Genomic DNA, 24,848 nt, shown 5'->3' on the forward strand with positions numbered 1-24,848 from the left:
CGGGATTCCATTACAGTGGATGGCAGCATGACACTTCCCCCAACACTTCCCGACTCCGGCCAGCTCGCCGAGCTCCACGACGCCCTGGATCTATGGTTCGCCCAGACCGCCCGGGATCTTCCGTGGCGGGAGCCCGGCTGCAGCCCGTGGGGCATCCTGGTCAGCGAAGTCATGCTCCAGCAGACCCCGGTGGTGCGCGTACTGCCCGTGTGGCGGGATTGGGTGGAACGTTGGCCCACCCCTGCCGACCTCGCCGGGGAGCCCTCCGGGGAGGCCGTCCGACATTGGGGCCGCCTCGGGTATCCGCGCCGTGCGCTGCGGCTGCATGCTGCCGCCGTCGCCATTTGCGAGCAGCACGGCGGCAACGTTCCGGACACCTATCCCGAACTGCTCGGCTTGCCGGGTGTGGGTAGCTACACCGCTGCCGCCGTGGCCGCTTTTGCGTTCGGCCGGCGCGAAACCGTGGTGGATACCAACATCCGGCGCGTCCACGCGCGGCTCGTCCTTGGCCATGCCCTGCCGGCGCCGGCACTGACCGCTGGCGAGATGCGCCTGGCGGACGCCCTCCTCCCCGCTGCGCAGGACCTGTCAGTTCGCTGGAACGCTTCCGTCATGGAACTTGGCGCAATGGTCTGCACGGCCCGCAGCCCCAAGTGCGCCGACTGTCCCGTGCGCTCGAGCTGCGCCTGGCTGGCGGCCGGTGAGCCTCCGCCGTCGTACACGCCCAAGGGTCAGTCCTGGCACGGCACCGACCGCCAAGTCCGCGGCGCGGTCATGGCGGTACTCCGCGAGGCCGATGCGCCCGTGCCGCGAGAGATGTTCGAGCAGGCGCCGGCGGACCTCGGATTCCCGCCGTTCGGCGTCGGCGTCCCGCTTGCCGCGCTTCACCGTCTCAATTCGGCTCCCGAGCAGCTGGGGCGGGCGTTGGACGGCCTGCTTCAGGATGGGCTTGCAGAGATGCACGACGGCGGCTTGCGGCTTCCAGCGTAGCGGCGGCCAGCCCGGTATCACTTGGGCAACGGGCTGATGCCCACGTAACGATGCAGGGCCCTTTTGGCCCGGACTCACCAAGCCGGCCACGTCCGGCCCTACTCTGAATCATGGGCAGAATCGGATTGGCTTTGACCCTTGCAGGCACGGCGCTACTCCCGGGCTGCTTTCCGCAGGAAGTGGCTTGCCCGGCCATCGGGCAGGTGGCGGGCGTGTCCCTGACGGTGTCGGCCGGCTATGCCGGTGATGTTGCTTCGCTCCGGCTCAAAGCTTGCCAGGACGGCGTCTGCTCGGAAGGGGATTTGATGCTGCACCCGGGCGCCGTTTCCGTGGACCAAGGGTGCTCACCGGACGGTGTTTGCTCCGCGACGTCCTCCCCCGACGGGACCCTGCTGGGGTCCCTTGAATTGCCGGCGCTTTCAGAATCGCCCATGGAGGCGACAGTGAGCGGTACTTCCCGCTCAGGAACGGCGTTGCCGACGCGGACTTTGACGTTTACCCCCAGAGGGGATTATCCGTATGGCGAGCAATGCGGCCGGTTTATCTCTGCGGCAGTGACCTTGGATGGCGAGGGGCTGCGGCAGAGGTAAGTTGGGATCCGCGCCGGTTGCCAGTATCCCGGCTTGGAGAACGGTGATCCTGTGACTGCCCAGAGTGTCCATCCCGACGTCGCGGACGCAGTGCGCGTCCTCAGCCTGGAGGGTGAAGAGTGTCCGTACCCGACTCCGGAGGCCGATAACCTCGAGTACGGGGCGGCCATCGCCAACCTCCGCCAGGGGACTGTCCGGTTCCGGGTCGGCAAGCTCACGCCCACCAAGGCAGGGCTATTTGTTGCAGCCTGGCGGAGGGCATCGGGCGGCTCCACCGAACCGTTCCCGGCTGAGGACAGCACCGGGACTCTGGTGGTAACGGTCCGGGAAGGAGCCAACGCGGGTTACTTCGCTTTTCCCAAGTCCGCCCTGGTCAAGCACGGGATAGTTTCCGTGGACGGCGAAGGTGGGAAACGCGGATTCCGGATCTATCCGCCGTGGTCCGTCACCACTAATCGCCAAGCGACGCTGACCCAACAGTGGCAGTGCGAGTACTTCCACCAACGCACAGGCGAGGACTCAAGCCTCCCCCGCCACTGACCGCCGATACGTACTCGGTGTGAAGCCCAGGTACCGCTGGAAATCATTCGTCAGATGCGCATGGTCGGCATAGCCAAGTTCGACGGCGATCCCGGCAAGGTCCGCTGTTGGATCGGATCGGGTGCGCTCGGCGGCATCTTGTAGGCGGCGTCTCCGAATGAGCGCGCCAGGACTAAGCCCGACGTACTTCTTCGCGATCCTCTGCAGTGTCCGGGGCGAGACCGCCAGCAGCGAAGCCACATCGTCAATCAGGATCACTCCGGGTTCGGATCCGATGACTTCCACCATCCTGTTCGCCAGCAGCGCTTCCTCGGTCAGGACATCGTCCCGGGAAGCCAGCCACGCGACGAAAGCATCCACTGCCAGCGTGCGGCGAGCGCCGTCGTCGGACGCTGTTCGGTCAGGCGCGCCGCCATCGGACGGTTTCATGGCAGCCGAGACGGAGGCGTGGAGATCCTTGAACGCCAATACCGTCTCGGCGTCCCGCAGGCCCCCGGGGTCGCTGGTGAAAAGGGGTACGGCGGCCGGATGCAGCAAGGCACCCACGGCCCAGCCTCTGCCACGCAGGTCCCTGTAGGCGGCATGGGTTGTCGGTCCCGAAAAGACAACATCTTCCTGCTGGACCACCAGGTTGGACGCAGGGTACGCAATCAGGTGTTGGCGGGATGTCCGGCCGGGCTCAATATCCCACTCCGGGATCCAGAACCACTGCACCAAGTCCGCTACGGACGCGGGGGCCGGCAGCCGGTTGAAGGTGGGAAGCCGCGCGGGATACAGGATGCCTTTGAATGAACCCTCCATGGGACCCCCCAAGCTGTCGCGAATCTCCAAGCGCCTATGAGCTGCAGGCACGTAGCGTCATAACCATGACAGATACTACAAGCACAGAATCAACCACCGCCGCCCATGGCGTGCACACCAGCCACGGCATTCCCAACGGGCTCACCAGTCTCACCCCGTTCCTGGCCGTTCCCAACGCCAAGGAAGCCATTGCGTTCTACCGGGATGTGTTCGGCGCCCGCGTGGTGGGTGCCACGGAGATGGGCGGGGTTGTGGTCCATGCTGAGCTCGACCTTGGGAACGGGCATCTTCAACTTGGGGAGCCCAACCCCGAATACCATTTAGTCCCGGCCCCGGAGGGTGAGAACGATTGCTATTCCATGGGCTTCTATTGCTCTGACGCGGATGCCCTCGTCCAGCGGGCCGAGGCTGCCGGAGCCAAAGTGCGGGAACCGCTGACGACGTTCGTCTCAGGTGACCGCTACGCCAGCATCCGTGATCCGTTTGGTGTTCGCTGGTCCATCATGACCCGCGTTGAGGATCTATCCGAGGAAGAAAGCAATCGCCGTGTCGAAGAGTGGGCGGCGCAGCAGGGTTAAAGCACGGATGGGTTGAGCGGCTAGGTGAGGCACAGGCAGAACGGATGCCCGGCCGGGTCAAGCAACACGCGGAACGTCGTCCCCGGCTGGTATTCGGCTTTGCTGGCTCCGAGGGTGACGGCAACTTCCTCGCCCTTGTCCAGATCCTCCACGATCATGTCGAAGTGCATTTGCTGGGGAATGTCCTGTCCGGGCCACGCCGGCGGCTGGTACGCCTCTACTTGTTGGAATGAGATGCAGTTGCTGCCGTCGCTCGGGCGGATATCGAACCAGTCACCCTTGTCTTCCACTTCCCAGCCCAGCAGTTCGCCGTAAAAGGCGGCCAGGGTGGAAGCGTCGGGACAATCGATGACGACACTTGGGAACTTGGCTATGGCCATGGTTAAACCTCGTCTGCTGTTTTCTTCATGCGGGCCAAGGCGCTTTTGGTGCCCCGCTGGGTCAGGACGTGAACTACTGCGCCAACCATTGCCGACACGACTGCGAAGACCAGGACTCCGGGAAGGGAGTCGCTGAGGTTCGTGCCGTCTTTGGGTGCGGGCTTACCGGTTTTCTTCTCCCAAAGGGCCTCCAACGTCTTGTTCGCGAGGGCGCCCGCACCCAGGCTGATTGCCAGGCCGAACAGTTTCACGAGTACATTCACGAAGATCCTCCATCAGATAGCGCGCCGCGACGACGCCTTACATCACATCAAAACAAGACAGGGCCGCTGCAACCGCAGCGGCCCTGTCCACATTCCTAGTCCTTCTTAAAGGCGTCTTTCAGCTTCTCGCCGGCACCCTTGAGGTCGGCCTTGACCTGGTCGCCCTTGCCTTCAGCTTCAAGGCCTTTGTCGTCCGTCAGCTTGCCGGCAGCTTCCTTCGCCTTTCCGCCAAGCTTCTCGCCGGCGTTCTCCAACTTGTCGTCCGCACCCATGGTGCACCTCTTTCGTCGTAGGAACCTTGTCCCTCTACAACATCACTAATCAGCATACTTAGCAATATTTGGGCCGGAAAACTCCGGAAACTACATCTCCCCGAACCCTTCCTCCACAAGCTTGCCCACGTACTCCAGCGCCTTCGCAGAATCCTTGCCACGTGCTTCAACATGGAGGGAGGACCCCTTCGCTGCGGCGAGCGCCATCAGCGCCATGATGGACATTCCATCCACGCCGTTGACCGTCACTTCAACGTCCAGTCCGGACAGCCCGCCTGCAATCTTCGCTGCCGGCCGTGCGTGCATGCCAAGGGGGTTGATGAGTTCGAAATCGCCGCTGGCGTCAGGCTCATCCGCGCCAACGGCTTCCGGAGTACCAACTGCAGCCGCAGCACCAAAGCCGACGGCCTCGGCAGCCTTTCGCACATCCTCGACGCCGGCACCTCCTTGCGCGGCAACGGCCGCCGCCACGAGCCCCTCAACCAGGGGCGCGTCAGCGAGCAGCACAGCGTCAGGATCGCTGGCGAACTCCACAGCGGATTCGGCCGTCATCACGGCCGAGCCCAGATCGGTCAGCACCACCACGCCGTCACCCCCGGAATCCACCAGTGATTGCTCGACGGCGGCCAACACCTTTTCGAGGCTCGTCCCGATCCGGTCGTCGTCAGTGCCCCCGGCGGCGGCGAGTTCGACGTCGGGCGCCATCTGGGCGGCGAGTTCCACCGCGCCCTCCGCGATCTTGCTGCTGTGCGAGACCACCACAATCCCAACGGTCATACGGCGTCGGATCCTGCGTCGCCGGCAGACCCTGCTGCAGCGGCGGCAGCTGCGCGAAGAAGGAGCGCGGTCGATGCCGCCCCTGGGTCCCGGTGGCCTGCGCTGCGTTCACCGAGGTAGCTGGCACGGCCTTTTCGCGCCACCAAGGGGTCCGTCGCCACGGCGCCGGCCTCAGCGGCTTCCGCGGCCGCTTCCAGGACAGCCAGTGGATCCGCGCCACCCGCGGCGGCGTTCCGGGCAGCTTCCACGGCAGGTGTCCAGGCGTCAACCATGGTTTTGTCGCCAAGCTCGGCTTTGCCGCGGGCCACCACGCCATCCCGCGCAGCAGCCAAGGCCGAAACCAAGGCAGCTGCGTCGATGTCCGTGGCGTCACCCCAGGCAGTGGACGCCCGCAGATAGGCCGTGCCGTACAACGGGCCGGCGGCCCCGCCCACCTTGGACATAAGGGTCATGGCCGTGGTCTTCAGCGCCGCGCCAGGAGTTTCCGGTGGCGTCTCGTCCAGCTTCTGGAGCACCGCCTGGAATCCGCGGTCCATGTTCTCGCCATGATCCGAGTCGCCGATGGGCCGGTCCAGTTCGATCAGTTCCACGCGGTGTTCAGCCATGGCCTTGGCGGAGAGCTTCAGCCAATCCACGGCCCAATGGACGTCCAAGCCCATTTTCACGCTCCCCAACGCAGGGCGGCCGTATGGACGGGAGCGTCCCACAGCCTGGTCATTTCCTCATCGAGGCGCAGGACTGAAACGGAACAGCCCTGCATTTCCAGCGACGTTACGTAGTTCCCCACCAGCGAGCGCTCCACGGTGGCACCGTGCTCGGCAAGAACCTGCGCCGCCCGGCGGTACACGATGTACAGCTCGCTCTGCGGAGTGCCTCCCATGCCATTGACGAACAGCAGCACTTTGTCGCCCGAAGCCAAGGCAAGGTCTTCAAGGACGGGCTCCAGCAGGCGGTCTGTGATGGCGTCCGCGCTTTCCATGGCGATGCGGTGACGGCCGGGCTCGCCATGAATGCCGATGCCGATCTCCACCTCGTCATCGGCCAGCTCAAAGCTGGGCGTCCCCGCGTGCGGTACCGTGCAGCCGGAGAGGGCAACGCCCATGGTCCGCACGTTTGCCACCACGCGTTCCGCAATGGCAGTCACTGTATCCAGGTCGTCACCGCGTTGGGCCGAGGCCCCCGCGATCTTTTCCACCAGCACCGTCCCGCCAACACCGCGGCGTCCCGCCGTGTACAGGGAGTCCTCCACCGCGACGTCGTCGTTGACCAGCACGGAACGCACGTGCACGCCTTCGGCTTGCGCCATCTCTGCCGCAGTCTCAAAGTTCAGGACGTCGCCCGTGTAGTTCTTCACGATATGCACGACGCCGGCGCCCGAGTCCACGGCGACTGTCGCCGGAATGATCTGGTCGGGGGTGGGCGAGGTGAAGACCGCACCGGGGACAGCGGCGTCGAGCATGCCCAGCCCCACGAAACCTGCGTGCAAGGGCTCGTGACCGCTTCCTCCGCCGGATACCAGGGCGACTTTGCCCGCTACGGGTGCGCCTTTTCGGACGACGAACTTTGGCTCGGGATGGACGTCCACAATGTCGGCATGGGCCATGCCGAAACCTTCGACGGACTCGTCCACCACTGCGCGTGGATCATTGATGAGCTTTTTCATGGGATGCTCCTGGCGTGCTGTGACTGGTGCTCTGACCCTACTACCGGCGGCCCGGCCCACGGTAGGGCCTTCGGCGGTGGAACGGCGCTTAAATAGCGGAAGGGACAGCCCCCAATGCCTGTCCCTGCCGAAAAGCGCTAATCGTTGTGGTGCAACGGCTTCACTGCCCCGCCATGGGGAGGATCGTAGTCGGCCTCTGACTCGTGCCTGGCCAGGAACTCAGGCCAGAAGGCTGAGTAGAGGTCCTGGTTTGAGTGCCCCGGGCCGGAGTTTTCGTGCGGCCAGGACCCATGCGGCATGTCGATCTGAAATGCGGAGAAATCGGGAAACGTGACACGGTTCTGCACTGTCCGCATCCCCTTAGTTGCTCAGCACGGCGTCGCCGCCAGTGGTTACCACGTCTTCGAGGAGCACGGTCTGGTCAATCACAGGAAGCCCCACCACGTGTCCGAAGCTGAACATGTTGTTGGGATCCAGTGTGGCCTTTGCCGACCGGAGCCGCTCACGAACGGTGGGACTCCACGGCCGTTCCCTGTCCTCGTCGTCCACATAGTGGCCGTGCAGGTTGACGAACGTTCCGCTGCTGGTGACCTCGCGCAGATCTTCTCGGACGGCAGCGAATGCCGACGGCAACAGCTCCATTACCGGCGGCACCGCGATCGCCCCCATGAAGAAACTGAAAGCTGCGTCACGGGCGCCCACGCAATCCTCGCCGTCGGCGCTCTTGGCCAAGGCTCCCCCCAGTAAGCGAAGTTCCGCCATCAGCACGGGACTCTCGACGCCGGGACCAAAGTGCCGCAGGATGGCTTGGGCAGCCGCGTCATCCAGGCGGTCAAGCAGGAATCCGTGTTCGCGGACGGGCACTGGTTGATCGGGGTCCTCGTGGATGGTGTCGAACTGTGTGGGATCCAAAGGCCCGGTCCGGTCCATCATGAAGGGAGCGCTAAGGCGCATCGGCTCCAGGAGCTGCGAGGCAACGCCAGCGTCGCCTTGGAAGGCGTAGCGCAGGTGGAGCACGAATTTCCCGCGGAGGGGTTCGGGAATGATGTCCATTTCGGGCAAGCGAAGGAAAGCCAACGACGCCGACGCTTCGGTGGGCAGCGACGGCACCCATTCCATGAACTGCTTGAGCACGGCCGGAGCGTGCTGGCCGTCGTAGTACAGGCCGCCTGCGAAGAGATCCGAACCGGGGAACAGATGGAATTCCATGGCCGTGACGATGCCAAGGTTGCCTTTGCCGCCGCGGAGGAGGAAGAACAGCTCCGAATCCTCGTCCTTGGTCACGCGGCGCTGCGTGCCGTCGGCGGTGACCAGTTCGAATGCGATGACGTGATCCGAAGCGAAGCCGTACTTGCGGCCCAGGATCGGAAGGCCGCCACCCAACGTGTAGCCAACTACTCCAACATCAGTGGTGGATCCGCAGAGCCCCATCAAACCGAAGGTCGCGGCGAGCTCCACCACGGCCTTCCAACGGACGCCTGCGCCGACGCGGGCCGTCTTCTCCAGGGGATCAATACTGAGCTCAAGCATGCGGCGGGTGCTGATCAGCAGGCCACCCTCAATGGCATTGGTGGCACCGTGTCCGGTGGATTGGACGGATACGGGCAACCCGCGCTCCGCCGCCCAGCGAATCGCAGCAGAAACGTCCTCGGCATCGAGGGCGCCGAAAGCGAGATCCGGCTGGTGCTGTGTGGATAGGTTGAAGGCCGCTACTTCGGCTGCGAAGCCGGGATCGGCAGGCGTGAACACTGGACCGCGCACGCTGAGTTGTAGTTCTGAAACACCTGAAAAGGACGCGTGGGACTGCATGATCTTCTCTCAATTGACCGATGTGGTGGAAGCTTCCCCAGCAAGCCTCAACCAGTTTATCCATCAACTTTAGATAAAAGAAGAGTATTAAATCACCCATAATTGGGCAGTGTTGACCGACACGCCGTGTCCTGCCGAAAAAGGGGTGTTAGAGCTGCTTGATCATCCGGGTGTTGCCCAAGGTGTTTGGCTTTACGCGGGCCAGGTCCAGGAACTCGGCGACGCCTTCGTCATGCGAACGCAGCAGCTCCGAGTACACCTGCGGATCCACGGCCGACTGGTCTGCCATGACTTCAAATCCGTGGCGCTTGAAGAAGTCCACCTCGAACGTCAGGCAGAACACGCGGCTCACTCCGAGGGCGCGGGCTTCTTCCAGGAGATTCTCCACCAGCACATGCCCCACTCCGCGTCCTCGCCACGAGTCAGCCGCAGCGAGAGTGCGGATTTCGGCAAGGTCCTCCCACATCACGTGCAGGGCACCACAACCGATGACTTCGCCGTCACCCGACTCAGCGATCCGGAATTCCTGGAGGCTCTCGTAGTACGCCACGGTTTCCTTGGCCATCAGAATCCGTTCCTCCGCGAGCGGCGCCACCAGTCGCTTGATAGCTGCCACATCGCTGGTGCGGGCAGGACGGAGGCTGAAGGTCGAATTCACTCCCCCATCCTAACGAGGCATACGTGCGCCCGACCCACCGGCTCCCCCGTGTGACGGAGGGCCGGTGTACAGCCGGGCGGGCACGCAGATCGAACACTTGAGGACGTCGGCCAAGCAGCTCGCCCTCGCCGAGATCGACGCGGGCGACAAAGCCAACGCGCTAACCGTCTTAGGCAACGTCCGCGCCATGGAGGCAGCCATCCAGTTGGCCGCTGACATCAGCGAGGACTCCATCCTCGCGATGCACAAAGCACTGATGCTCCACCAGCCCGGCTTCGATCCTTCCGGCGCCGGCCGCTGGCGGGACGAGCAGGTCTGGATCGGCTCTGGCCAGGCCGGACCGCTGATGGCCGAGTTCGTTGCTCCACACCATGACCGCGTCCACGGTGCAATCACGGACCTTGTTAAGGTCATCGACCGCCAGGACGTCTCCGTACTCGTTCAAGTGGCGGTCAGCCATGCCCAGTTCGAAACGATCCACCCTCTTTACAAACCCAGCTCCTCCGGGAGGTCCGCCTCCTCCCCCAGCACCTGCTTTGCCAGGAAATGCTCTACGACCCCGTACCAGACCTTCGCGTGCTGCGGCTGAAGCACCCAGTGGTTCTCGTCCGGGAAGTACAGGAAGCGGTGGGGACTCTGGCCGTTGTCGTCGGCCGGCAGCTGCGAGGAGGACAGGAGCTCGTACCAGAGACGCAATCCTTCGCCGATGGGCACTCGATAGTCCTTGTCGCCGTGAATCACCAGCATGGGCGTTTTGATGTTGCCCACCTTCAGGTGCGGCGAGTTCTCCATCGCCATCCCTGCCGTCATTTCCTTGAGCCAGTACTGGGCCGCATCCGTGGTGGGGCCGAACTGGTCCAGTGCCCACAGGCTTGCGTGGGTGACGATCGCCTTGAAGCGGTCGGTCTGGCCAGCCACCCAGTTGGCCATGTACCCGCCGAAGGATCCACCCATGGCCGCGGTCCGCGACTCATCAATGTCCGGCCGCGCCACCACTGCATCCGTGATGGCCATGAGGTCGGTGAACGGCTTCTTTCCCCATTCGCCCCATCCGCGCTGGATGAACTCCTGGCCGTAGCCCGTGGAGAGGGCTGGATCCGGCAACAACACAGCGTAGCCCTTGGCCACCAACAGCCACGGGTTCCAGCGCCACGTCCATGCGTTCCACGAACCAAGCGGGCCTCCATGGATCCAGAGCAGGAGCGGGGCCGGCGTATCAGCGGACGCATCATCCGGAAGCGCAAGGTACGCCGGGACTCGTGAGCCGTCCTCCGCCGTCGTATCCACACGCTCCAGTCGGCCCTTGTAGGCTGGCCGCTCGGCTGGCGCCTGCAGCCTGAGCACCTCACCAGTGGCGAGGTCGATCCGCACCGCTTCAGCGGGGAACTCATAGGAACTGCGCAGCGCGTATGCCATGGTTCCGTCCGGGGAAATGACGACGTCGGAGTAAGCGGCGGCGTCCTTCGTCACCCGCGTAACGCCACCGTCAGCGACGTCGATCCGGAAAACCGGCGACGCGCCGTCGTCGTCCGCTTTCGCCAGGATGGCGCTGCCGTCCGGAAGCCATGCGAGGGCGTTGGCCCAGCGGTCCCACTGGTGCGCGAGCGGCTCCAGGTCCGTGGCGCCGCCGCCGGAGACGTTGAGCAGGTGCAGCTTGACCTGGGGAGCCTGCGTTGGCGTCGTGTCGCTTTCGCTTTCCACCACCAGAGTGCCGTTGTCCGGGCTGACCGGGCCCGGGAAGTAGCTCATGCCTTCATGGTCCAGCAGCACCTTGACGTTGCCGGTAGAGACGTCGACGGCGACGAGCACCTCGCGGCTGTCGGCCTTCGCGAGCGCCTTGGTCATGCTCGTGTAGATGGTCTTGCCGTCGGGGCTCACTACCGTCTTGGCTTCCCGCAGCGAGCCGCCGACGCCGGGGGTGAGGTTGCGCAGCGTGAGCGGCGCGACAGCGTCCACCGTGGAAGGCTTGCCGGGTTCCTGCTCTTTGCCTGCCTCCACCGCGAAAATGCGGGGCTCGGCAGGGCCGAGGTCGGCATCCCAGTAGCGGACCGGGTAGCCGGTGTGCAGGATGGCCGAAACCTTGTTCTCCTTGCGGGCTTTACGGCGTTCCTCGTCGTTTTCCTCGTCGGCGGAGCCCGCCAGGACGGAGGCGTTGACGAACGTTGCGTCCGCATCCTTGGCCGTCATGACAGAACCTATGCCGCCGGAACGTGAGTGCGCTACGCGGGCTTCTCCGCCGTCTGCCGGGAGCAACCATAGTGCGTTCACGGGATCCGCGTCCGGGCTTTCCGGATCGGGGCGTGCCGACGTGAAATAGAGGTCCCCGTTGGCTGCGAAGGCGGCGCCGGCTTCACCCTTGGAGCTGCGGGTAATCCTGCGTGCATGGTTTCTGCCCGTGGGGTCGATCTCCCACAGGGCTGTTGCGAACTCGGTGCCCTTGCCGTTCAGCGTCGAAACGGTGGTGACCAGACGCTTGCCATCGGGACTGAGGGTAAGTCCACCAACCCGGGGGATGGAGAGGTAGTGGTCCATATCGTGGAAAGGAGTTTCGGGCTGTTCGCCCGGGGTGTGATTGTCAGTCGAATCCATCCTCTGATTGAACACGGAATGTGCGCTTGATCACAGGGTGGTTCACTCACAGTGAAACACTACTTTCAGATATTCCCTTGGTCAGAGGTTTCGCAGGGCACCCACCACGGCAGTGGTTCCGTCCTCTTTCGCGATGGCGGCCGCCACGTCCGCGGCCCGGTAGGTGTACGACGACGTGTTGACGGCTTGCTTGATAGCGTCGCCCAGGCGCTCGGAAGTGAGCGTCTTGTACGGAACCGGCGCGGGGCCTGCGCCGAGTGCGGCAACCCGGGAAGCCCACAACGGCTGATCGGTATAGACCGGGACGCCCACCGTGGGCACGCCGGCCCGCAGCCCCGCCGCCGTGGTTCCCGCTCCAGCATGATGAACCACGGCGGCCATGCGGGGGAAGATCCACTCATGCGGAATGTGCCCCACACCGAGGGCATCACTGCCCGTCACGCCCTCCATGCCCTGCAGGACTGCGCGCACCCCTGCGCGCCGGGTGGCTTCGAGGATGAAGTCGGGGTCAACGTGGGCACTGCTCCCAAAGCCGACGAAGACCGGCGGCGGACCGTCCGCGAGGAAGTCCATAAGGTCCGCGGAGGGCTGCCAATCGGGCTCCACCGCAGGCCGCCAATACCCCGCCATGACCAGGCCGGAGTGCCAATCAGCAGGCCGCGGCAGGACGGTGGGGCTGATGCCATGAAGGATGGTCGCCTTCGCCTTCCTCCGCCGCCGCTCGCCAACCGCACGACTTTCCTTCTTAAGCCCCAGCGCTTTGCGAAGGCGCGCACTGGGACCGTCATAGGGAGCCGGGCCGGCAGCTGCGCGCTCACCAATGATCTTGTTGCCCAACGAGCCGAGGCTTCGCGCCGAGTTCATCAGCACAGGAGGGTAGTCCGCACTGGGTTCCGTGGGCTGCAAATGTGCGCCAATGGCGGGGATACCGAAGGCCTCGGCAATGTCGTAGGCATAGGGCGCCACCGAATTGGCCAGAATGACGTCGGCACCGGCCTCGGCGGCGGCCAAAGTCCCGGTAGCCGCACCCTCCATGTAGTCACTGAGCTTCCGCCAGAAGGAGAGCACGCTTCCGCCCGCGGCCTTCGCACCCGGCGCAGGCTGTCGGATCAGCTCGGTCAGGTCACCGGGAAGCTGCCGATACTCGCATCCTGAAGCGACAACCAGCGGCGCGTAGGCCGGGTTGGCCGCAATTGCGACCTCAAAGCCCTGCTCCTGCAGGCGGTTACCGAGCCCCGCCATGGGCGCGACATCCCCGCGCGTACCCGGAGTGACCATCAGTATCCGCATTGCTGCCCCTCATCTTTGGTAATTGCGATCACCGTTCGCAATTCAGAATATAGTGAAATAGGACCAGGACCAAACCACATCGACCCAGGAAAGGCGGTACTCGATTGCCTGCTTTGGATCCCACTGATCTATGGCGCCGCCCTGAGCGCTCGGCGGTCGGGCCCAAACCTGAGCACTCAAGGGAACGGATAGCGGCCGCGGCGATCCGCATCGCTGACCAGGAAGGCCTGTCCGCTGTATCCATCCGGCGAGTCGCCGCCAGCATCGGTGCCGGCGCCGCGTCCCTCTACAGGTACGTCAAATCGCACGATGAACTCGTTGAACTCATGATGGACACGGTGAGCAGCGAGTACCAGCTTGCGTCCGCCGCCGGTGGACCACGGGAGCAACTGCTGGATCTTGCGCACCAAGGCCGGAACATCATGCAACGGCACCCTTGGCTGGCCCCACTGCTGTTGACCCGGCCGTCCATGGGCCCTCATTCGCTCCGATACTTGGAAGCCGCTCTGGCCGCTTTGGGAACGGTGGACCTTCAGGGCCCCGCCAAACTCCAGACGGTGGCCATGCTGTCAGCCATCACTTCGGCATTCGTCCAAAACGAGATGGCCGCAACGCGCCCGCCCGAACCCGAGGGTGCCGCCGCAAACCGCGGTCAGTACCTCGTCGATGCCCTCCAAGCCGGGGACTACCCGCATCTGGCCGCCGCACTGACCGGACACACCGGCGACGGCCACCCGGAGGAGCAATTTGCCCGCATCATCACCAACTATCTGGCCGGCGCAGGCGTCCCGGCTTAGGTTTCCTCGATCAACGAAAAAGCCCCGCCGTTCCTTGCGGAACAGACGGGGCTTTTCTGTCAGGACAGATGCCTTAAGCGGTGGGAGCGATCTCCGGGATTCGCGGCTTGGCGTTGCCTTCGAACGTGAACTTGGCTTCGTCTCCTTCGCCATCCACGTCCACCACCACGATGTCGCCGGGGTGCAGCTCGCCGAACAGGATCTTCTCGGACAGCTGGTCCTCGATCTCGCGCTGGATGGTGCGGCGCAAAGGCCGGGCACCCATCGCAGGATCGTAACCACGCGTCGCCAGGAGTACCTTGGCTGCGGTGGTGAGCTCGATGCCCATGTCCTTGTCCTTGAGGCGGCGCTCCAGGCGGGTCACGAACAGGTCCACGATCTCGATGATCTCATCCTGCGTCAGCTGCGGGAACACCACGACGTCGTCAACACGGTTGAGGAACTCAGGACGGAAGTGCTGCTTGAGCTCCTCCGTGACCCGGGCCCGCATGCGGTTGTAGCCGGTCTGAGTATCCGTGCCGGACTGGAAACCAGTAGCCACGCTCTTGGAGATGTCTCGCGTACCAAGGTTGGTGGTCATGATGATCACGGTGTTCTTGAAGTCCACAACGCGGCCTTGCGAGTCGGTCAGGCGGCCGTCTTCCAGGATCTGCAGAAGCGAGTTGAACAGGTCCGCGTGGGCCTTCTCAACTTCATCGAACAGGACCACGGAGAACGGACGACGACGGACCTTCTCGGTCAGCTGGCCGCCTTCTTCGTAGCCGACGTAGCCCGGAGGAGCACCGAAGAGACGCGAAACCGTGTGCTTCTCGGAGTACTCGGACATGTCCAGCGTGATGAGCGCATCCTCTTCACCGAAGAGGAACTCGGCGAGGGCCTTGGCGAGCTCGGTCTTGCCGACGCCGGTGGGGCCGGCGAAGATGAACGAGCCACCGGGACGCTTGGGGTCCTTCAGGCCTGCACGCGTGCGGCGGATTGCCTGCGACAGGGCACGAATGGCCTCGTCCTGGCCGACGACGCGCTTGTGCAGTTCGTCTTCCATCTTGAGGAGCCGCGAGGACTCTTCCTCGGTGAGCTTGAAGACAGGAATGCCGGTGGAGTTCGCAAGAACTTCGGCAATCAGGTCTTCGTCAACCTCGGAGATGTCGTCCATGCCGCCGGACTTCCAGTTGCGTTCCTTCTCTGCGCGTTCGGCAATGAGCTTCTGCTCCTTGTCGCGCAGCGAGGCAGCACCCTCGAAGTCCTGGGCGTCGATGGCGGATTCCTTCTCCATCTTCACATCGGCAATGCGCTCATCCATGGCTTTGAGCTCCGGCGGAGCGGTCATGCGGCGGATGCGGAGTCGCGCGCCGGCTTCATCGATGAGGTCGATCGCCTTGTCCGGCAGGAAACGGTCCGAAATGTAGCGTTCGGCCAGCTGCGCGGCTGAGGCAAGTGCGCCGTCGGTGATCGTGACGCGGTGGTGTGCCTCGTAACGGTCCCGGAGGCCCTTCAGGATTTCGATCGCGTGCGCGACAGACGGTTCCTTGACCTGGATCGGCTGGAAGCGGCGCTCAAGCGCAGCATCCTTCTCAATGTGCTTGCGGTATTCGTCCAGCGTGGTGGCACCGATGGTCTGGAGTTCACCACGTGCGAGCATCGGCTTCAGGATGGACGCAGCGTCAATGGCGCCCTCGGCAGCACCCGCACCAACGAGCGTGTGGATCTCGTCGATGAAGAGGATGATGTCGCCGCGGGTGCGGATTTCCTTGAGGACCTTCTTCAGTCGCTCTTCGAAGTCACCGCGGTAGCGTGAACCGGCAACCAAAGAGCCGAGGTCAAGCGTGTACAGCTGCTTGTCCTTGATGGTCTCCGGGACATCGCCACGGACGATCGCCTGGGCAAGGCCCTCGACGACGGCGGTCTTACCGACGCCGGGCTCACCGATCAGCACCGGGTTGTTCTTGGTACGGCGGGAGAGGACCTGCATGACGCGTTCCATCTCCTGCTCGCGGCCGATCACAGGATCGAGCTTGTTCTCGCGGGCAGCCTGCGTAAGGTTGCGGCCGAACTGGTCCAGGACCACCGAACCGGCAGGAGTTCCCTCCGGCTGTCCCTGGCCGGAACCGGAACCGGGAGTTTCCTTGCCCTGGTAGCCGGAGAGCAGCTGGATGACCTGCTGGCGGACACGGTTGAGGTCCGCACCGAGCTTGACCAACACCTGGGCGGCCACGCCTTCGCCTTCGCGAATGAGGCCGAGCAGGATGTGCTCAGTACCGATGTAGTTGTGGCCGAGCTGCAGTGCTTCGCGGAGCGAAAGCTCAAGCACCTTCTTGGCGCGGGGCGTGAAGGGGATGTGGCCGGATGGAGCCTGCTGGCCCTGGCCGATGATCTCCTGCACCTGCTCGCGGACGCCATCGAGCGAAATGCTCAGGGACTCAAGCGCCTTGGCAGCAACGCCTTCACCCTCGTGGATCAGACCCAAGAGGATGTGCTCGGTACCGATGTAATTGTGATTGAGCATCCGTGCCTCTTCTTGGGCAAGGACGACCACGCGACGGGCACGGTCCGTAAATCTCTCAAACATTTCGCCACACTCCTAGCTACGACGTACTTTGACTCTACGTGCCGGAGCAACAGTTTTGGGGCGTGTTCGCCACAGGGGAAACATGACGCCTTGGCGGAATAAATCCGCTTCCAGCCCTTGACCGGGGGCCGCCGCGGTGTCATCCTGACGCCCGGCCCAGCGGCAGTGAACAGCCAATCACCGGGAGTATTTCCGGGTAGCTTCCACCACGGCTATGCATCCACCCAATAGGGCCGTTATGCAGACTCCCCCGGCAAGGCGTGATTCACACGAAATTCCAAGCGTTGGACGAACGCCGAATCGCACAAACGGAGTGCTTAAAAAGCCAATGCCCCGGCAGTAGCTGCCGGGGCATGAAGCGATGAATCAGGAATTAGCCTTTTGGTAGGCTTCCTGAATTTCGGCCTGAATACGACCGCGGCTGTTGACCGTGTAACCGTTATCACGGGCCCACTGGCGGATCTGTGCGGAATCCTGGCTCCGTACAGCGGTGGCCCGTCCTCGCGTAGCGCGACCCGAAGAAGTCTTCCTGGCCTTTGCAACGTAGGGCTCCAAGGCCTGACGCAGCGAGGCCGCGTTAGCCGTGGACAGGTCCATCTCGTAGCTCACGCCGTCCAAGCCAAAGCGGATAGTTTCGTCCGCAGCCCCTTCATCCAGGTCATCGACAAGGATGATTTTTACTTTCTGTGCCATGAGTAGCCTCTCCTTTGGAGGGTGGATAATCAGAAATGCGCGAGTTCCTATTGTTGATTATCGTTCACACCCGGCACGCACGTCAAAGGGACATTTTGGATTCCAGCTTTAGGGAAGCCAATTAGGGCTATTTAGCGACCGGCCCTTCCGGCGACGGGCCGGAATTCCGGGAATTTGCTTCCGCTTGGGCGCGGGCCTCGGCCTGCCGCTCGGATTTGTCCGCATTGAAGATCGACTTCATGGCGAACCAGAAGATCAATCCAACCACCACGGACGGCGCCAGGACTGCGATGTACTCCATGATTAGTGTCCTTCGGGCTTCAGCAGGGGGAACAGGATGGTTTCGCGGATACCGGCACCGGTGAACAGCATGACCAGCCGGTCGATTCCGAGGCCGATGCCACCCATTGGCGGCGCACCGTATTCGAGCGCGCGCAGGAAATCCTCATCCAGCTGCATGGCTTCAACATCGCCGGCCGCAGAACGGCGGGACTGTTCGGTCAGGCGTTCGCGCTGGATCACGGGGTCAATGAGCTCCGAGAAGGCGGTACCGCGCTCCATTCCGCCAATGATCAGGTCCCAAGCCTCGATGAGGCGGCCGTCCTCGCGGTGCGGACGGGCCAACGGCTGGGCGGACGGCGGGTAGTCGTAGACGAAAGTGGGGTTCAGCAGTGTTGGCTCCACGATTTCGCCGAACAGCTCAACCACGAGTTTCTCGGCGTCCCACTTGGGATCAACCTTGACCTCGTGCTTGGCAGCAAGGGCCAGCAGCTCGTCCACCGTGGTGTCGGGAGTGATTTCCACGCCTACAGCTTCCGAGAGACCCGGGTACACCGAAATCCAAGCCCATTCGCCGTCGAGGTTGATTTCCCCGGCGTCCGTCTGGATGGTGCGCGTGCCCACCACGTCCGCCACGTTCAGGATGATTTCCTTCATGCGCTCGGCCATGACGAACTGGTCGGCCCAGGCTTCGTAGCATTCCAGGGTGGTGAATTCGGGGCTGTGCGTGGAGTCGACGCCCTCGTTACGGAAGACACGGCCCATGTCGTACACGCGGTCGATTCCGCCGACCACCGCACGCTTGAGGAACAGCTCTGTGGCGATTCGCAGGGTCATCTTCTGGTCGAAGGCATTCATGTGCGTCTCGAACGGACGGGCCGAGGCCCCGCCGTGGACCAGCTGCAAGATGGGGGTCTCCACCTCCACGTAGCCGTGGCGGTCCAAGGTGTCGCGGACAGAGCGGGTGATGGCGGCACGCTTGTAGACCATCTCGCGGGCTTCATCGCGGACCATGAGGTCCACGTAGCGCTGGCGAACACGCGTTTCCTCGTTCAGTTCAGCGTGCAGGACCGGAAGCGGGCGCAGCGCCTTGGAGGCCATGGACCAGGAGTCGGCCATGACGGAGAGTTCGCCTCGGCGGGAGGAGATGACCTCGCCCTTGATGAACACGTGGTCCCCAAGGTCCACCAGGGCTTTCCAATCGGCGAGCGCTTCTTCGCCAACGTTGGCCAGGCTCAGCATCGCCTGGAGCCGTACGCCCTTGCCGTCCACGCCACCTTCCTGGAGGGTGGCGAAGCACAGCTTGCCGGTGTTGCGGACGAAAACGACGCGGCCGGTGACGCCCACGATGTCGCCTGTGGTCTCGTCCGCTTCAAGGTGCGCGTATTTCTCGCGGATTTCGCTCAGGGAATGGGTCCGCTCAACACCCACCGGATAGGCCTCTGTACCGCGCTCGATCAGCTTGGTGCGCTTTTCCATACGGATTCGCATCTGCTCGCTGGCGTCGACGGGCTCGGCGGAGGTGTTAAGGGCTGGGGTGTTTGCGGAAGTCACAGTCCTTAAGTTTACCGGTGATTATGGGCCTTTACTTCCGGACATAGACTCGGGCTGTGGAGACGTGGACAGTTGAAACGGACGACGGCGGCGGCCAGCTGGAAGTGCACACCTTCCGGCCCGCGTCGGGTGCTTCGATTCCGGGGTCCCACGCCCCCACGGAAGCCGGCGTCGTGCTTGTCCATGGCACCTTGGTGACCGACTCCCTGTACTGGCCGTTTGCGCGGACCCTCAGCGTGATGCTGGGACGTCCGGTTCACAGTTACAACCGGCGCGGCCGCGGGCGTTCTGCCCCGCAGCCGCCGGGATATTCCGCCGACACCGAGATCTCAGACCTGCACGCAGTGTTGGAGAAAACGGGTTCCACGGACGTCGTGGCGCACAGCTACGGCGGTTTCGTCGCGCTGCAGGCTGCCCGCCAAGGGAAGATCAAACGGCTGGTCACGTACGACGCCGCAGTGTCGCTGTCCGGCAATCTCAGCAGCCGATGGCGTCCAGAACTTGAGGAGGCCGTCACGGCCGGTCAACTCGATCATGCCTGGGCGCACCTGGTGCAGGGCCTGGGGACCGCCGGCCCGATCTCCTACCTGCCCATGGGGGCGTTGCGGACACTCAGCATCCTGTCTGCCCGGACCCGGCTGGGCCTGGAGATGCGCTCCTTGCTGCCCACCGCCGTCGCTGAAATGCGGGCGGTCCTGGACTCGGACGCGCACCTTCACGACTTCACCAAACTGTCCACGCCCACTCTCATGCTCAGTGGCGGCTGGAGTCCTTCCTATTTTGCCGAGACCGGTCGGATGCTTGCCGGAGCTGTCCCGGTGATCGACTTCGCAATCGTGCCATTGCAATTCCATGAAGGTCCGCTCCGGCCCGGCAAACGCCTTGCTGCCCGGATCGCCCGGTTCCTCTCGGGAAACCACCTCCCCGGGGATCCTGCCGGCGCCGCCTAGGATGTTCCGGTGAGGGAACGCGAGATCAAGACGCACGACGGCGGCAGGCTCGCCTTGTACAGCTACGGCACGGAGGACGCGCCCGGGGAGCGCCGGGTGGTGCTCATCGGAGGTGCGTTCCTCACGGCGCTCATCTATCGTCCGTTCTCCGTCGCCCTGTCCAAGGGCCTCGGCGATGGCTGGGCCGTGGACGTGTATGACCGCCGTGGCCGGGGCAATTCCACAGAGCAGCCGCACGATTACTCCATGGCCACGGAGATCGCCGATGTCCGCACCATCATGGACACCACGGGCGCCCGGAACATCATGGGCCACAGCCTTGGCGGCTCCGTCGCCTTGAACGCCGCCCAGGAGTTTGCCGGCACCGATTACCAACCGGACAAGCTCGCCGTGTACGACGCCGCCGTGAATATCGACGGAAGCATGGACACTGGCTGGCTGGAGGGTTTCGCTGACTCAGTCAACAAGGGCGATGTTGGCCGGGCCATGGCCCGGATGAAACGTGGCATGAACCAGGGAACAGCTTTGGCCAAGGTTCCTGAACCCATCCTGGCCGGTCTCATGGCGGTGGTTTCGAGGACCAAAGTCAACAGCTTGTTCCGCGAACTGATGCCCTCTGGCGTGGGCGAGCTCAAAGCCGCTTTTGAGGAGGCCGAGACGCCCCGCGACTTCTCCGTGCTGCCTCCCAACACCCACTTCATGGTGGGCAAGAAGAGCCCGCAATTCTACAAAGTCACTGCCTCCCGCCTGAACAGGGCTGTCCCCGGCAGCACGCTGCAAGTCTCCCCGAAGGGGTTCCACGGTTCGGTTCCGGCCGCGGTCAACGAGCTCGTCGCCGATATTTCGGACTACTTCAAAGGCTGACTGGTTGTCCACATAAGGCCGGGCATGCTGCGGGCTTTCAGGTGGCTCGGATAGGCTCGACTCATGACGCGCGACATCATCATCACAGCCGACGGCGGACACCTCGAGGTACTCACCACGGGTGGTGAGCTGGCAGCGGCAGGTTCCGGCGTCGTCGTCGTCCCTGCATCCATGGTGACGGCAACCGACTACACGCGTTTCGCGCAGAAGCTGAGCGAGGCCCTCGGCCGCCCGGTCCATACGTTCAACAGGCGCGGCCGCGGTGATTCGTCGCCGCAGGCCGAGGATTACACGTTGGAAGCCGATATCCGGGACTTGGATGCCGTCATGAAACACACCTCGAGCACGGATGTGTTCGGGCACAGCTTTGGTGGCGCCGTGGCGCTGCACGCCGCGCGGACCCTCCCGGTGGAACGCCTCGCGGTCTACGACCCCGCGGTTTCCGTCAACCACAGCGTCAAGGCTGACTGGACGCCCGAATATGAACGCGCGACGGCGGCGGGAGACTATGATCGCGGCCTCGCTGTCCTGATCAAGGGAGTCGAGACCGGGGGCGCCTTCGCGCGCATGCCGCTGTCCATGTTGACCCTCGCCACGAAACTGGCTGCCGGGACTCCGCTGGGCAAGCAGATGCGTGAACTGATGACCTGTGGTGTCCGGGAAATCAAGGCTGTGATCGCCGCCGACATGCCGGCGGAGCCGTTCCTTGAGCTGCCCTTGGAGACGTTGATCGTGGTTGGCGAGAAGAGCCCGGCCTACTTCGGTGTTGCCTGCGGCCAGATTCACGATGTCCTGTCCGGCTCGAGCTACACCATCCTGCCTGGCTTCGGGCACGATGGACCCAACAAGGCTCCGGACAAACTGATCGCGGAGTTGTCGGAGTTCTTCTCCGGCTAGCCGAGCTGGATGGCCGCGATGCCGGCAACCGCTACTACGGTCAGCGCCAGCCGCACGCGGCTGAACCGTTCGTTGAAGAACACCGCCCCAATGATCCCAGCCAGCAGGACACTGGTCTCACGCAATGCTGACACCAAGGCCAACGGCGCAAGGCTTTGGGCCCACACCACGATCCCGTAGGCAAGCATGGACACCAGGCCACCTATGAAGCCGGGTTTCCAGTAACGGACCACCCGCTTCGCGAACGTTCGCCGTTCCGCGGCCAGCCGCCAACAAACGCACGGGATCAACAGGCCCTGAAGCAGGAACAGCCAAGAGATGTAGGCCAGAGGGTCCCCGGAGAGCCGAACTCCTACGCCGTCCACCAAGGTGTAAGCCGCGATGGACGCACCGGTCAGCACCGCGAAGATTGTGCCCTTGCGGTTTGAAGGTGCCCGGCGTTTCCCTGCGAGGGCCAGGCTCAGCAAGGAACCGGCGACGACGGCGACTCCCGCCAGCTGCCACGGGCTCAGCTTTTCTGCGAGGAAAGTCGTGGCCACTGCTGTCACAAGGAGAACGGCCAGGCCGCGGGCGAGCGGATACACCTGGGAGAAGTCACCATGCTTGTAGGACGTGGTGAGCAGGATGAGGTAACAGGTCTGGAGTGCTGCGGAGGCAAAAACGAAAGGCCACGATGGTCCGGACGGAACACCGAAGACAATCGAACCCGCTACTCCGGACACCAGGTAGGCCACGGCGATCATCGTCGAAGATGCCAGGCGATCCGGAATCGCCTTGGCGATCGCATTCCAGGCGCTATGCAGGACCGCTGCGAACAGCACGGCGGCCATCACAGTGAGGGTCATGCCCGTTCCGGCGCGCCCTGCCCGCTAAGCTCCCGGCGCTCCTGTCCCCTAGCCTGCCGTTGGCCGAACGGCACGCCCTCGGAGTTCGTCGCCTTGATGCCGAACATGGTCAGGACGTGGGCGAAGACGTCAGCGTGGTCCACCTCCGTGATGTCGTGGGGCACACTTGTTCCGCACCCAGCAATCCACGCCGTGCGCTCAGCTTCGCTGTCCCCGCCATGGCCGCCGGAGTCCAAGTGACCGTGGTCCGTGGCCACGATGACCGTCCAGTCTTCCCCAACCCGTTGAGGCCTCCTTTCGATCGCCGTCAGCAGGGCATCCAAGCGGGCATCACAGCGCTCAATGGCTGCGGTATAGCCGTCGCCGGTGCCACGGTTGTGGGCTTCGACATCGGCCTCGCCAAAGTAGACGAAGGACGCTGCAAGATCCTCGGTCTCCAACCGTCGGGCCGCATATTCCATAACGGCGTCATCCGCACTGACCCAGCTATCGGCGTCGTTCGCTTCTTCCGGGTCCGGCTGGGGCACCCAACCCCGGGAGGAAAAGAGCGGGCCGCAGTGCACCCCCTCCGCAAGGGGGTGCCAACTGGCGGCGATCATTGTTTGCAGGCCTGGACGCGATTCTCGAAGAGCCGCGGTGAAATCCGGATAGCGGTCCAGTTCCTCCGGGTGGTGGCTGTTGCCTGTCACCAGATGCCTGTCGGCGTACACGCCAGTGGCAACCGTGGCCCACACCGGACCCGAGATGGTTGCGTTCTTCCTGTGGACGCGGGCAGGGATCAGGAAGCCCTGCGAGGCTATTCGGTCCGCAGCGGGAGTATTTGCGGCCAGCAAAGAGTCGTAGCGGACGCCGTCGATGCCGACAACCAGGACGCGGGGTTCATTCTTCACACCGACGACGGTACTTGGCCTGATACCGAACGCATAGGGACAACCATTCACATCTATAGAAGACTTAGGCCATGCCTATGAATCTGACGCACCTCCGGGCTTTTCACCACGTCGCCACGTACGGAAGTTTCGTGGCGGCAGCTGCAGCCGCCAACGTCAGCCAGCCGACGCTGTCCGAACAAGTCCGGCTCCTGGAGAAGCAGCACGGCGTGCAGGTCTTGCAACGATCCGGACGATCCGTGGAGCTCACCGCACCGGGACGGAAGCTCTTTGCCGTCACATCCCGGCTCTTCGCCGCTGAAATGGAAGCTGAAGCGGTGCTGGCCAAGGCGCGGCGTGTCATGCACGGCGAGCTCCGATTCGGCACGGATGCGCCCATCAATGCCGTGGGGGTGCTCAGCACCTTCCGCCGCCGGAATCCCGGGCTAGGCATCCAGCTTGTCAGCGGCAACTCCGCTGCGATCAGGAAGCGCGTGCTTGCGGGCACCGTGGATGTAGGCATCATCGCGGACGAAACGCCCCACCCCGAACTGACGGCACGTGCGCTGGGGACACAGGACCTGGTGGCTTTCGTGCGGCACGACAATCCCTTGGCCGGCGCCAAAACGATCAGGCTCCACCACCTGGTAACGCAGCCACTGATCATTCGGGAAGTGGGGTCCGTGACCCGGAGAAGCATCGAGGAAGCCCTCACCAAAGCCCAGCTGCAGCCGGCGGAAGTGCTCGAGACGGACAGCCGCGAGGCGGTCCAGGCCGCCGTGATCGCAGGCCTGGGAATCGGCGTCATCGCCGAGGATGAATTCACAGACGATCCCCGCCTGGTCCTCCTGGACTTCGCGGATCCAGTGCCGCCCATAACGGAATACCTGGTGTACCGCACGGACAACCAGAGGAGCCATGTGGTGGAAGCCGTGGTGGAGTGCACCGCACGCTGAGCTGTGTGTGGTGTTTGGTGGTTAAGTGGGGAGAGCCCCGACCGTCGTGGTCGGGGCTCTCCCGTTTTTAATGTGTGTCCGGCGGTGTCCTACTCTCCCACACCCTCCCGGGTGCAGTACCATCGGCGCTGTGGGTCTTAGCTTCCGGGTTCGGAATGGGACCGGGCGTTTCCCCCACGCTATGACCGCCGTAACCTTGTTACCCGTCCCCCCTCTGTGGGGGTGGGAAGTGTGTGGTTACAACATTGTGGTGTTGTTATTGAGTTGTTGGTTCCTGTGAACGGTTTTGTTGTTCGGGAACCACATAGTGGACGCGTGCAGTGTGTTGTGTGGTGTAAGTTGTTGGCCTATTAGTACCGGTCAGCTTCACGAGTCTTT

28 protein-coding genes and 1 rRNA gene are annotated in these 24,848 nt (G+C 63.7%); 10 read left to right on the forward strand and 19 right to left on the reverse strand.

From position 1 onward, the window contains the following. Nucleotides 1-27: 27 nt before the first annotated feature. The 3 genes from ACFRJ9_RS10270 to ACFRJ9_RS10280 all read left to right on the forward strand — a co-directional run bounded on the left by ACFRJ9_RS10270 (nt 28) and on the right by ACFRJ9_RS10280 (nt 2,120). Complete coding sequence (locus ACFRJ9_RS10270) at nt 28-990, forward strand: A/G-specific adenine glycosylase (RefSeq protein WP_377667125.1); 963 nt, start codon at nt 28-30, stop codon at nt 988-990. Between the two features lie 110 nt (nt 991-1,100). Continuing rightward, on the forward strand, nt 1,101-1,580 hold the full coding sequence (locus ACFRJ9_RS10275) for a hypothetical protein (RefSeq protein ID WP_377667127.1): 480 nt from the start codon (nt 1,101-1,103) through the stop codon (nt 1,578-1,580). A 51-nt stretch (nt 1,581-1,631) separates the two neighbouring features. After that, complete coding sequence (locus tag ACFRJ9_RS10280; RefSeq protein WP_377667129.1) at nt 1,632-2,120, forward strand: MepB family protein; 489 nt, start codon at nt 1,632-1,634, stop codon at nt 2,118-2,120. Here the strand turns inward: ACFRJ9_RS10280 and ACFRJ9_RS10285 are convergent. Further along, nucleotides 2,100-2,921 (reverse strand): helix-turn-helix domain-containing protein, encoded by an 822-nt coding sequence (locus tag ACFRJ9_RS10285; RefSeq protein WP_377667131.1) that lies wholly within the window; start codon nt 2,919-2,921, stop codon nt 2,100-2,102. The genes ACFRJ9_RS10280 and ACFRJ9_RS10285 overlap by 21 nt on opposite strands. A gap of 65 nt (nt 2,922-2,986) precedes the next feature. Between ACFRJ9_RS10285 and ACFRJ9_RS10290 the strand changes: the two genes are divergently transcribed. After that, nucleotides 2,987-3,499: a VOC family protein gene (locus tag ACFRJ9_RS10290; protein ID WP_377667134.1), complete on the forward strand. Its 513-nt coding sequence runs from the start codon at nt 2,987-2,989 to the stop codon at nt 3,497-3,499. Nucleotides 3,500-3,519: 20 nt separating this feature from the next. Here ACFRJ9_RS10290 and ACFRJ9_RS10295 read toward each other — a convergent pair whose 3' ends face one another. The 9 genes from ACFRJ9_RS10295 to ACFRJ9_RS10335 form a co-directional block, all read right to left on the reverse strand. Continuing rightward, nucleotides 3,520-3,879 (reverse strand): VOC family protein, encoded by a 360-nt coding sequence (locus tag ACFRJ9_RS10295; RefSeq protein WP_377667137.1) that lies wholly within the window; start codon nt 3,877-3,879, stop codon nt 3,520-3,522. Between the two features lie 2 nt (nt 3,880-3,881). Further along, on the reverse strand, nt 3,882-4,142 hold the full coding sequence (locus ACFRJ9_RS10300) for a DUF4235 domain-containing protein (RefSeq protein ID WP_377667140.1): 261 nt from the start codon (nt 4,140-4,142) through the stop codon (nt 3,882-3,884). Nucleotides 4,143-4,237: 95 nt separating this feature from the next. Beyond that, the gene (locus tag ACFRJ9_RS10305; protein ID WP_377667142.1) at nt 4,238-4,414 is read right to left on the reverse strand and encodes a CsbD family protein; all 177 of its coding nucleotides are present in this window, start codon (nt 4,412-4,414) and stop codon (nt 4,238-4,240) included. A gap of 90 nt (nt 4,415-4,504) precedes the next feature. Continuing rightward, nucleotides 4,505-5,191, reverse strand: a complete 687-nt coding sequence (gene dhaM, locus ACFRJ9_RS10310; protein ID WP_377667144.1) for a dihydroxyacetone kinase phosphoryl donor subunit DhaM — start codon at nt 5,189-5,191, stop codon at nt 4,505-4,507. After that, nucleotides 5,188-5,850 (reverse strand): dihydroxyacetone kinase subunit DhaL, encoded by a 663-nt coding sequence (gene dhaL, locus ACFRJ9_RS10315; protein WP_377667147.1) that lies wholly within the window; start codon nt 5,848-5,850, stop codon nt 5,188-5,190. The genes dhaM and dhaL overlap by 4 nt, the downstream gene beginning before the upstream one ends. Nucleotides 5,851-5,852: 2 nt before the next feature. Further along, the gene (gene dhaK / locus ACFRJ9_RS10320) at nt 5,853-6,854 is read right to left on the reverse strand and encodes a dihydroxyacetone kinase subunit DhaK (RefSeq protein WP_377667150.1); all 1,002 of its coding nucleotides are present in this window, start codon (nt 6,852-6,854) and stop codon (nt 5,853-5,855) included. A gap of 137 nt (nt 6,855-6,991) precedes the next feature. Beyond that, a complete protein-coding gene (locus ACFRJ9_RS10325) occupies nt 6,992-7,201 on the reverse strand; it encodes a hypothetical protein (RefSeq protein ID WP_377667153.1) in 210 nt (69 codons plus the stop codon). Nucleotides 7,202-7,214: 13 nt separating this feature from the next. Further along, nucleotides 7,215-8,603 carry an FAD-binding oxidoreductase gene (locus ACFRJ9_RS10330; RefSeq protein ID WP_377667156.1) on the reverse strand — a complete coding sequence of 463 codons (1,389 nt, stop codon included), beginning with the start codon at nt 8,601-8,603 and terminating at the stop codon, nt 7,215-7,217. 208 nt (nt 8,604-8,811) lie between these two features. Continuing rightward, on the reverse strand, nt 8,812-9,321 hold the full coding sequence (locus tag ACFRJ9_RS10335) for an amino-acid N-acetyltransferase (protein WP_144653232.1): 510 nt from the start codon (nt 9,319-9,321) through the stop codon (nt 8,812-8,814). Nucleotides 9,322-9,385: 64 nt separating this feature from the next. Here ACFRJ9_RS10335 and ACFRJ9_RS10340 point away from each other — a divergent pair, with 64 nt between their 5' ends. Beyond that, on the forward strand, nt 9,386-9,910 hold the full coding sequence (locus ACFRJ9_RS10340) for a Fic family protein (RefSeq protein ID WP_377667159.1): 525 nt from the start codon (nt 9,386-9,388) through the stop codon (nt 9,908-9,910). Here the strand turns inward: ACFRJ9_RS10340 and ACFRJ9_RS10345 are convergent. Continuing rightward, nucleotides 9,808-11,910 (reverse strand): S9 family peptidase, encoded by a 2,103-nt coding sequence (locus tag ACFRJ9_RS10345; protein ID WP_377667162.1) that lies wholly within the window; start codon nt 11,908-11,910, stop codon nt 9,808-9,810. The two genes, ACFRJ9_RS10340 and ACFRJ9_RS10345, sit on opposite strands and share 103 nt — an antisense overlap. Nucleotides 11,911-11,991: 81 nt before the next feature. Then, on the reverse strand, nt 11,992-13,200 hold the full coding sequence (locus tag ACFRJ9_RS10350; RefSeq protein WP_377667164.1) for a glycosyltransferase: 1,209 nt from the start codon (nt 13,198-13,200) through the stop codon (nt 11,992-11,994). A 113-nt stretch (nt 13,201-13,313) separates the two neighbouring features. Between ACFRJ9_RS10350 and ACFRJ9_RS10355 the strand changes: the two genes are divergently transcribed. Next, nucleotides 13,314-13,997 (forward strand): TetR/AcrR family transcriptional regulator C-terminal domain-containing protein, encoded by a 684-nt coding sequence (locus ACFRJ9_RS10355; protein WP_377667166.1) that lies wholly within the window; start codon nt 13,314-13,316, stop codon nt 13,995-13,997. A gap of 73 nt (nt 13,998-14,070) precedes the next feature. On the opposite strand, the gene ACFRJ9_RS10360 is transcribed toward ACFRJ9_RS10355, so the two are convergent. From ACFRJ9_RS10360 to lysS, 4 genes are all read right to left on the reverse strand, one after another. Next, nucleotides 14,071-16,563: an ATP-dependent Clp protease ATP-binding subunit gene (locus ACFRJ9_RS10360; protein ID WP_377667169.1), complete on the reverse strand. Its 2,493-nt coding sequence runs from the start codon at nt 16,561-16,563 to the stop codon at nt 14,071-14,073. A gap of 366 nt (nt 16,564-16,929) precedes the next feature. Beyond that, nucleotides 16,930-17,256 carry an Lsr2 family protein gene (locus ACFRJ9_RS10365; protein ID WP_377667172.1) on the reverse strand — a complete coding sequence of 109 codons (327 nt, stop codon included), beginning with the start codon at nt 17,254-17,256 and terminating at the stop codon, nt 16,930-16,932. 127 nt (nt 17,257-17,383) lie between these two features. Beyond that, entirely contained in the window at nt 17,384-17,557 is a 174-nt protein-coding gene (locus tag ACFRJ9_RS10370; protein WP_377667174.1) for a hypothetical protein, read from the reverse strand. A 2-nt stretch (nt 17,558-17,559) separates the two neighbouring features. Continuing rightward, on the reverse strand, nt 17,560-19,089 hold the full coding sequence (lysS, locus tag ACFRJ9_RS10375; protein WP_377667177.1) for a lysine--tRNA ligase: 1,530 nt from the start codon (nt 19,087-19,089) through the stop codon (nt 17,560-17,562). A gap of 56 nt (nt 19,090-19,145) precedes the next feature. On the opposite strand from lysS, the gene ACFRJ9_RS10380 reads away from it, so the two are divergent. The 3 genes from ACFRJ9_RS10380 to ACFRJ9_RS10390 all read left to right on the forward strand — a co-directional run bounded on the left by ACFRJ9_RS10380 (nt 19,146) and on the right by ACFRJ9_RS10390 (nt 21,800). Continuing rightward, nucleotides 19,146-20,039, forward strand: a complete 894-nt coding sequence (locus ACFRJ9_RS10380; protein WP_377667179.1) for an alpha/beta fold hydrolase — start codon at nt 19,146-19,148, stop codon at nt 20,037-20,039. 9 nt (nt 20,040-20,048) lie between these two features. Then, the gene (locus tag ACFRJ9_RS10385) at nt 20,049-20,903 is read left to right on the forward strand and encodes an alpha/beta fold hydrolase (protein ID WP_377667181.1); all 855 of its coding nucleotides are present in this window, start codon (nt 20,049-20,051) and stop codon (nt 20,901-20,903) included. Between the two features lie 63 nt (nt 20,904-20,966). Then, nucleotides 20,967-21,800, forward strand: a complete 834-nt coding sequence (locus ACFRJ9_RS10390) for an alpha/beta fold hydrolase (RefSeq protein ID WP_377667183.1) — start codon at nt 20,967-20,969, stop codon at nt 21,798-21,800. Here the strand turns inward: ACFRJ9_RS10390 and ACFRJ9_RS10395 are convergent. Both ACFRJ9_RS10395 and ACFRJ9_RS10400 read right to left on the reverse strand, forming a co-directional pair. Beyond that, complete coding sequence (locus ACFRJ9_RS10395; protein WP_377667185.1) at nt 21,797-22,645, reverse strand: EamA family transporter; 849 nt, start codon at nt 22,643-22,645, stop codon at nt 21,797-21,799. The genes ACFRJ9_RS10390 and ACFRJ9_RS10395 overlap by 4 nt on opposite strands. Then, entirely contained in the window at nt 22,642-23,535 is an 894-nt protein-coding gene (locus ACFRJ9_RS10400) for an alkaline phosphatase family protein (protein WP_377667188.1), read from the reverse strand. The genes ACFRJ9_RS10395 and ACFRJ9_RS10400 overlap by 4 nt, the downstream gene beginning before the upstream one ends. Before the next feature lie 71 nt (nt 23,536-23,606). On the opposite strand from ACFRJ9_RS10400, the gene ACFRJ9_RS10405 reads away from it, so the two are divergent. Then, nucleotides 23,607-24,470 (forward strand): LysR substrate-binding domain-containing protein, encoded by an 864-nt coding sequence (locus tag ACFRJ9_RS10405; protein ID WP_377667190.1) that lies wholly within the window; start codon nt 23,607-23,609, stop codon nt 24,468-24,470. 76 nt (nt 24,471-24,546) lie between these two features. Here ACFRJ9_RS10405 and rrf read toward each other — a convergent pair. Further along, a 5S ribosomal RNA gene (rrf, locus tag ACFRJ9_RS10410) occupies nt 24,547-24,663 on the reverse strand. Nucleotides 24,664-24,848 lie beyond the last annotated feature (185 nt).

Source organism: Paenarthrobacter sp. NPDC056912, from assembly GCF_042786555.1.
Lineage (GTDB): Bacteria > Actinomycetota > Actinomycetes > Actinomycetales > Micrococcaceae > Arthrobacter.

What these genes read in the sequence shown, in the direction of transcription:
- ACFRJ9_RS10270 (WP_377667125.1), top strand. Translation starts at nt 28, where the DNA reads ATGACACTTCCCCCAACACTTCCCGACTCCGGCCAGCTCGCCGAGCTC.
- ACFRJ9_RS10275 (WP_377667127.1), top strand. Translation starts at nt 1,101, where the DNA reads ATGGGCAGAATCGGATTGGCTTTGACCCTTGCAGGCACGGCGCTACTC.
- ACFRJ9_RS10285 (WP_377667131.1), bottom strand. Translation starts at nt 2,921, where the DNA reads ATGGAGGGTTCATTCAAAGGCATCCTGTATCCCGCGCGGCTTCCCACC.
- ACFRJ9_RS10290 (WP_377667134.1), top strand. Translation starts at nt 2,987, where the DNA reads ATGACAGATACTACAAGCACAGAATCAACCACCGCCGCCCATGGCGTG.
- ACFRJ9_RS10295 (WP_377667137.1), bottom strand. Translation starts at nt 3,879, where the DNA reads ATGGCCATAGCCAAGTTCCCAAGTGTCGTCATCGATTGTCCCGACGCT.
- ACFRJ9_RS10305 (WP_377667142.1), bottom strand. Translation starts at nt 4,414, where the DNA reads ATGGGTGCGGACGACAAGTTGGAGAACGCCGGCGAGAAGCTTGGCGGA.
- dhaM (WP_377667144.1), bottom strand. Translation starts at nt 5,191, where the DNA reads ATGACCGTTGGGATTGTGGTGGTCTCGCACAGCAGCAAGATCGCGGAG.
- dhaL (WP_377667147.1), bottom strand. Translation starts at nt 5,850, where the DNA reads ATGGGCTTGGACGTCCATTGGGCCGTGGATTGGCTGAAGCTCTCCGCC.
- dhaK (WP_377667150.1), bottom strand. Translation starts at nt 6,854, where the DNA reads ATGAAAAAGCTCATCAATGATCCACGCGCAGTGGTGGACGAGTCCGTC.
- ACFRJ9_RS10345 (WP_377667162.1), bottom strand. Translation starts at nt 11,910, where the DNA reads ATGGATTCGACTGACAATCACACCCCGGGCGAACAGCCCGAAACTCCT.
- ACFRJ9_RS10350 (WP_377667164.1), bottom strand. Translation starts at nt 13,200, where the DNA reads ATGCGGATACTGATGGTCACTCCGGGTACGCGCGGGGATGTCGCGCCC.
- ACFRJ9_RS10360 (WP_377667169.1), bottom strand. Translation starts at nt 16,563, where the DNA reads ATGTTTGAGAGATTTACGGACCGTGCCCGTCGCGTGGTCGTCCTTGCC.
- ACFRJ9_RS10365 (WP_377667172.1), bottom strand. Translation starts at nt 17,256, where the DNA reads ATGGCACAGAAAGTAAAAATCATCCTTGTCGATGACCTGGATGAAGGG.
- ACFRJ9_RS10370 (WP_377667174.1), bottom strand. Translation starts at nt 17,557, where the DNA reads ATGGAGTACATCGCAGTCCTGGCGCCGTCCGTGGTGGTTGGATTGATC.
- ACFRJ9_RS10390 (WP_377667183.1), top strand. Translation starts at nt 20,967, where the DNA reads ATGACGCGCGACATCATCATCACAGCCGACGGCGGACACCTCGAGGTA.
- ACFRJ9_RS10395 (WP_377667185.1), bottom strand. Translation starts at nt 22,645, where the DNA reads ATGACCCTCACTGTGATGGCCGCCGTGCTGTTCGCAGCGGTCCTGCAT.
- ACFRJ9_RS10405 (WP_377667190.1), top strand. Translation starts at nt 23,607, where the DNA reads ATGCCTATGAATCTGACGCACCTCCGGGCTTTTCACCACGTCGCCACG.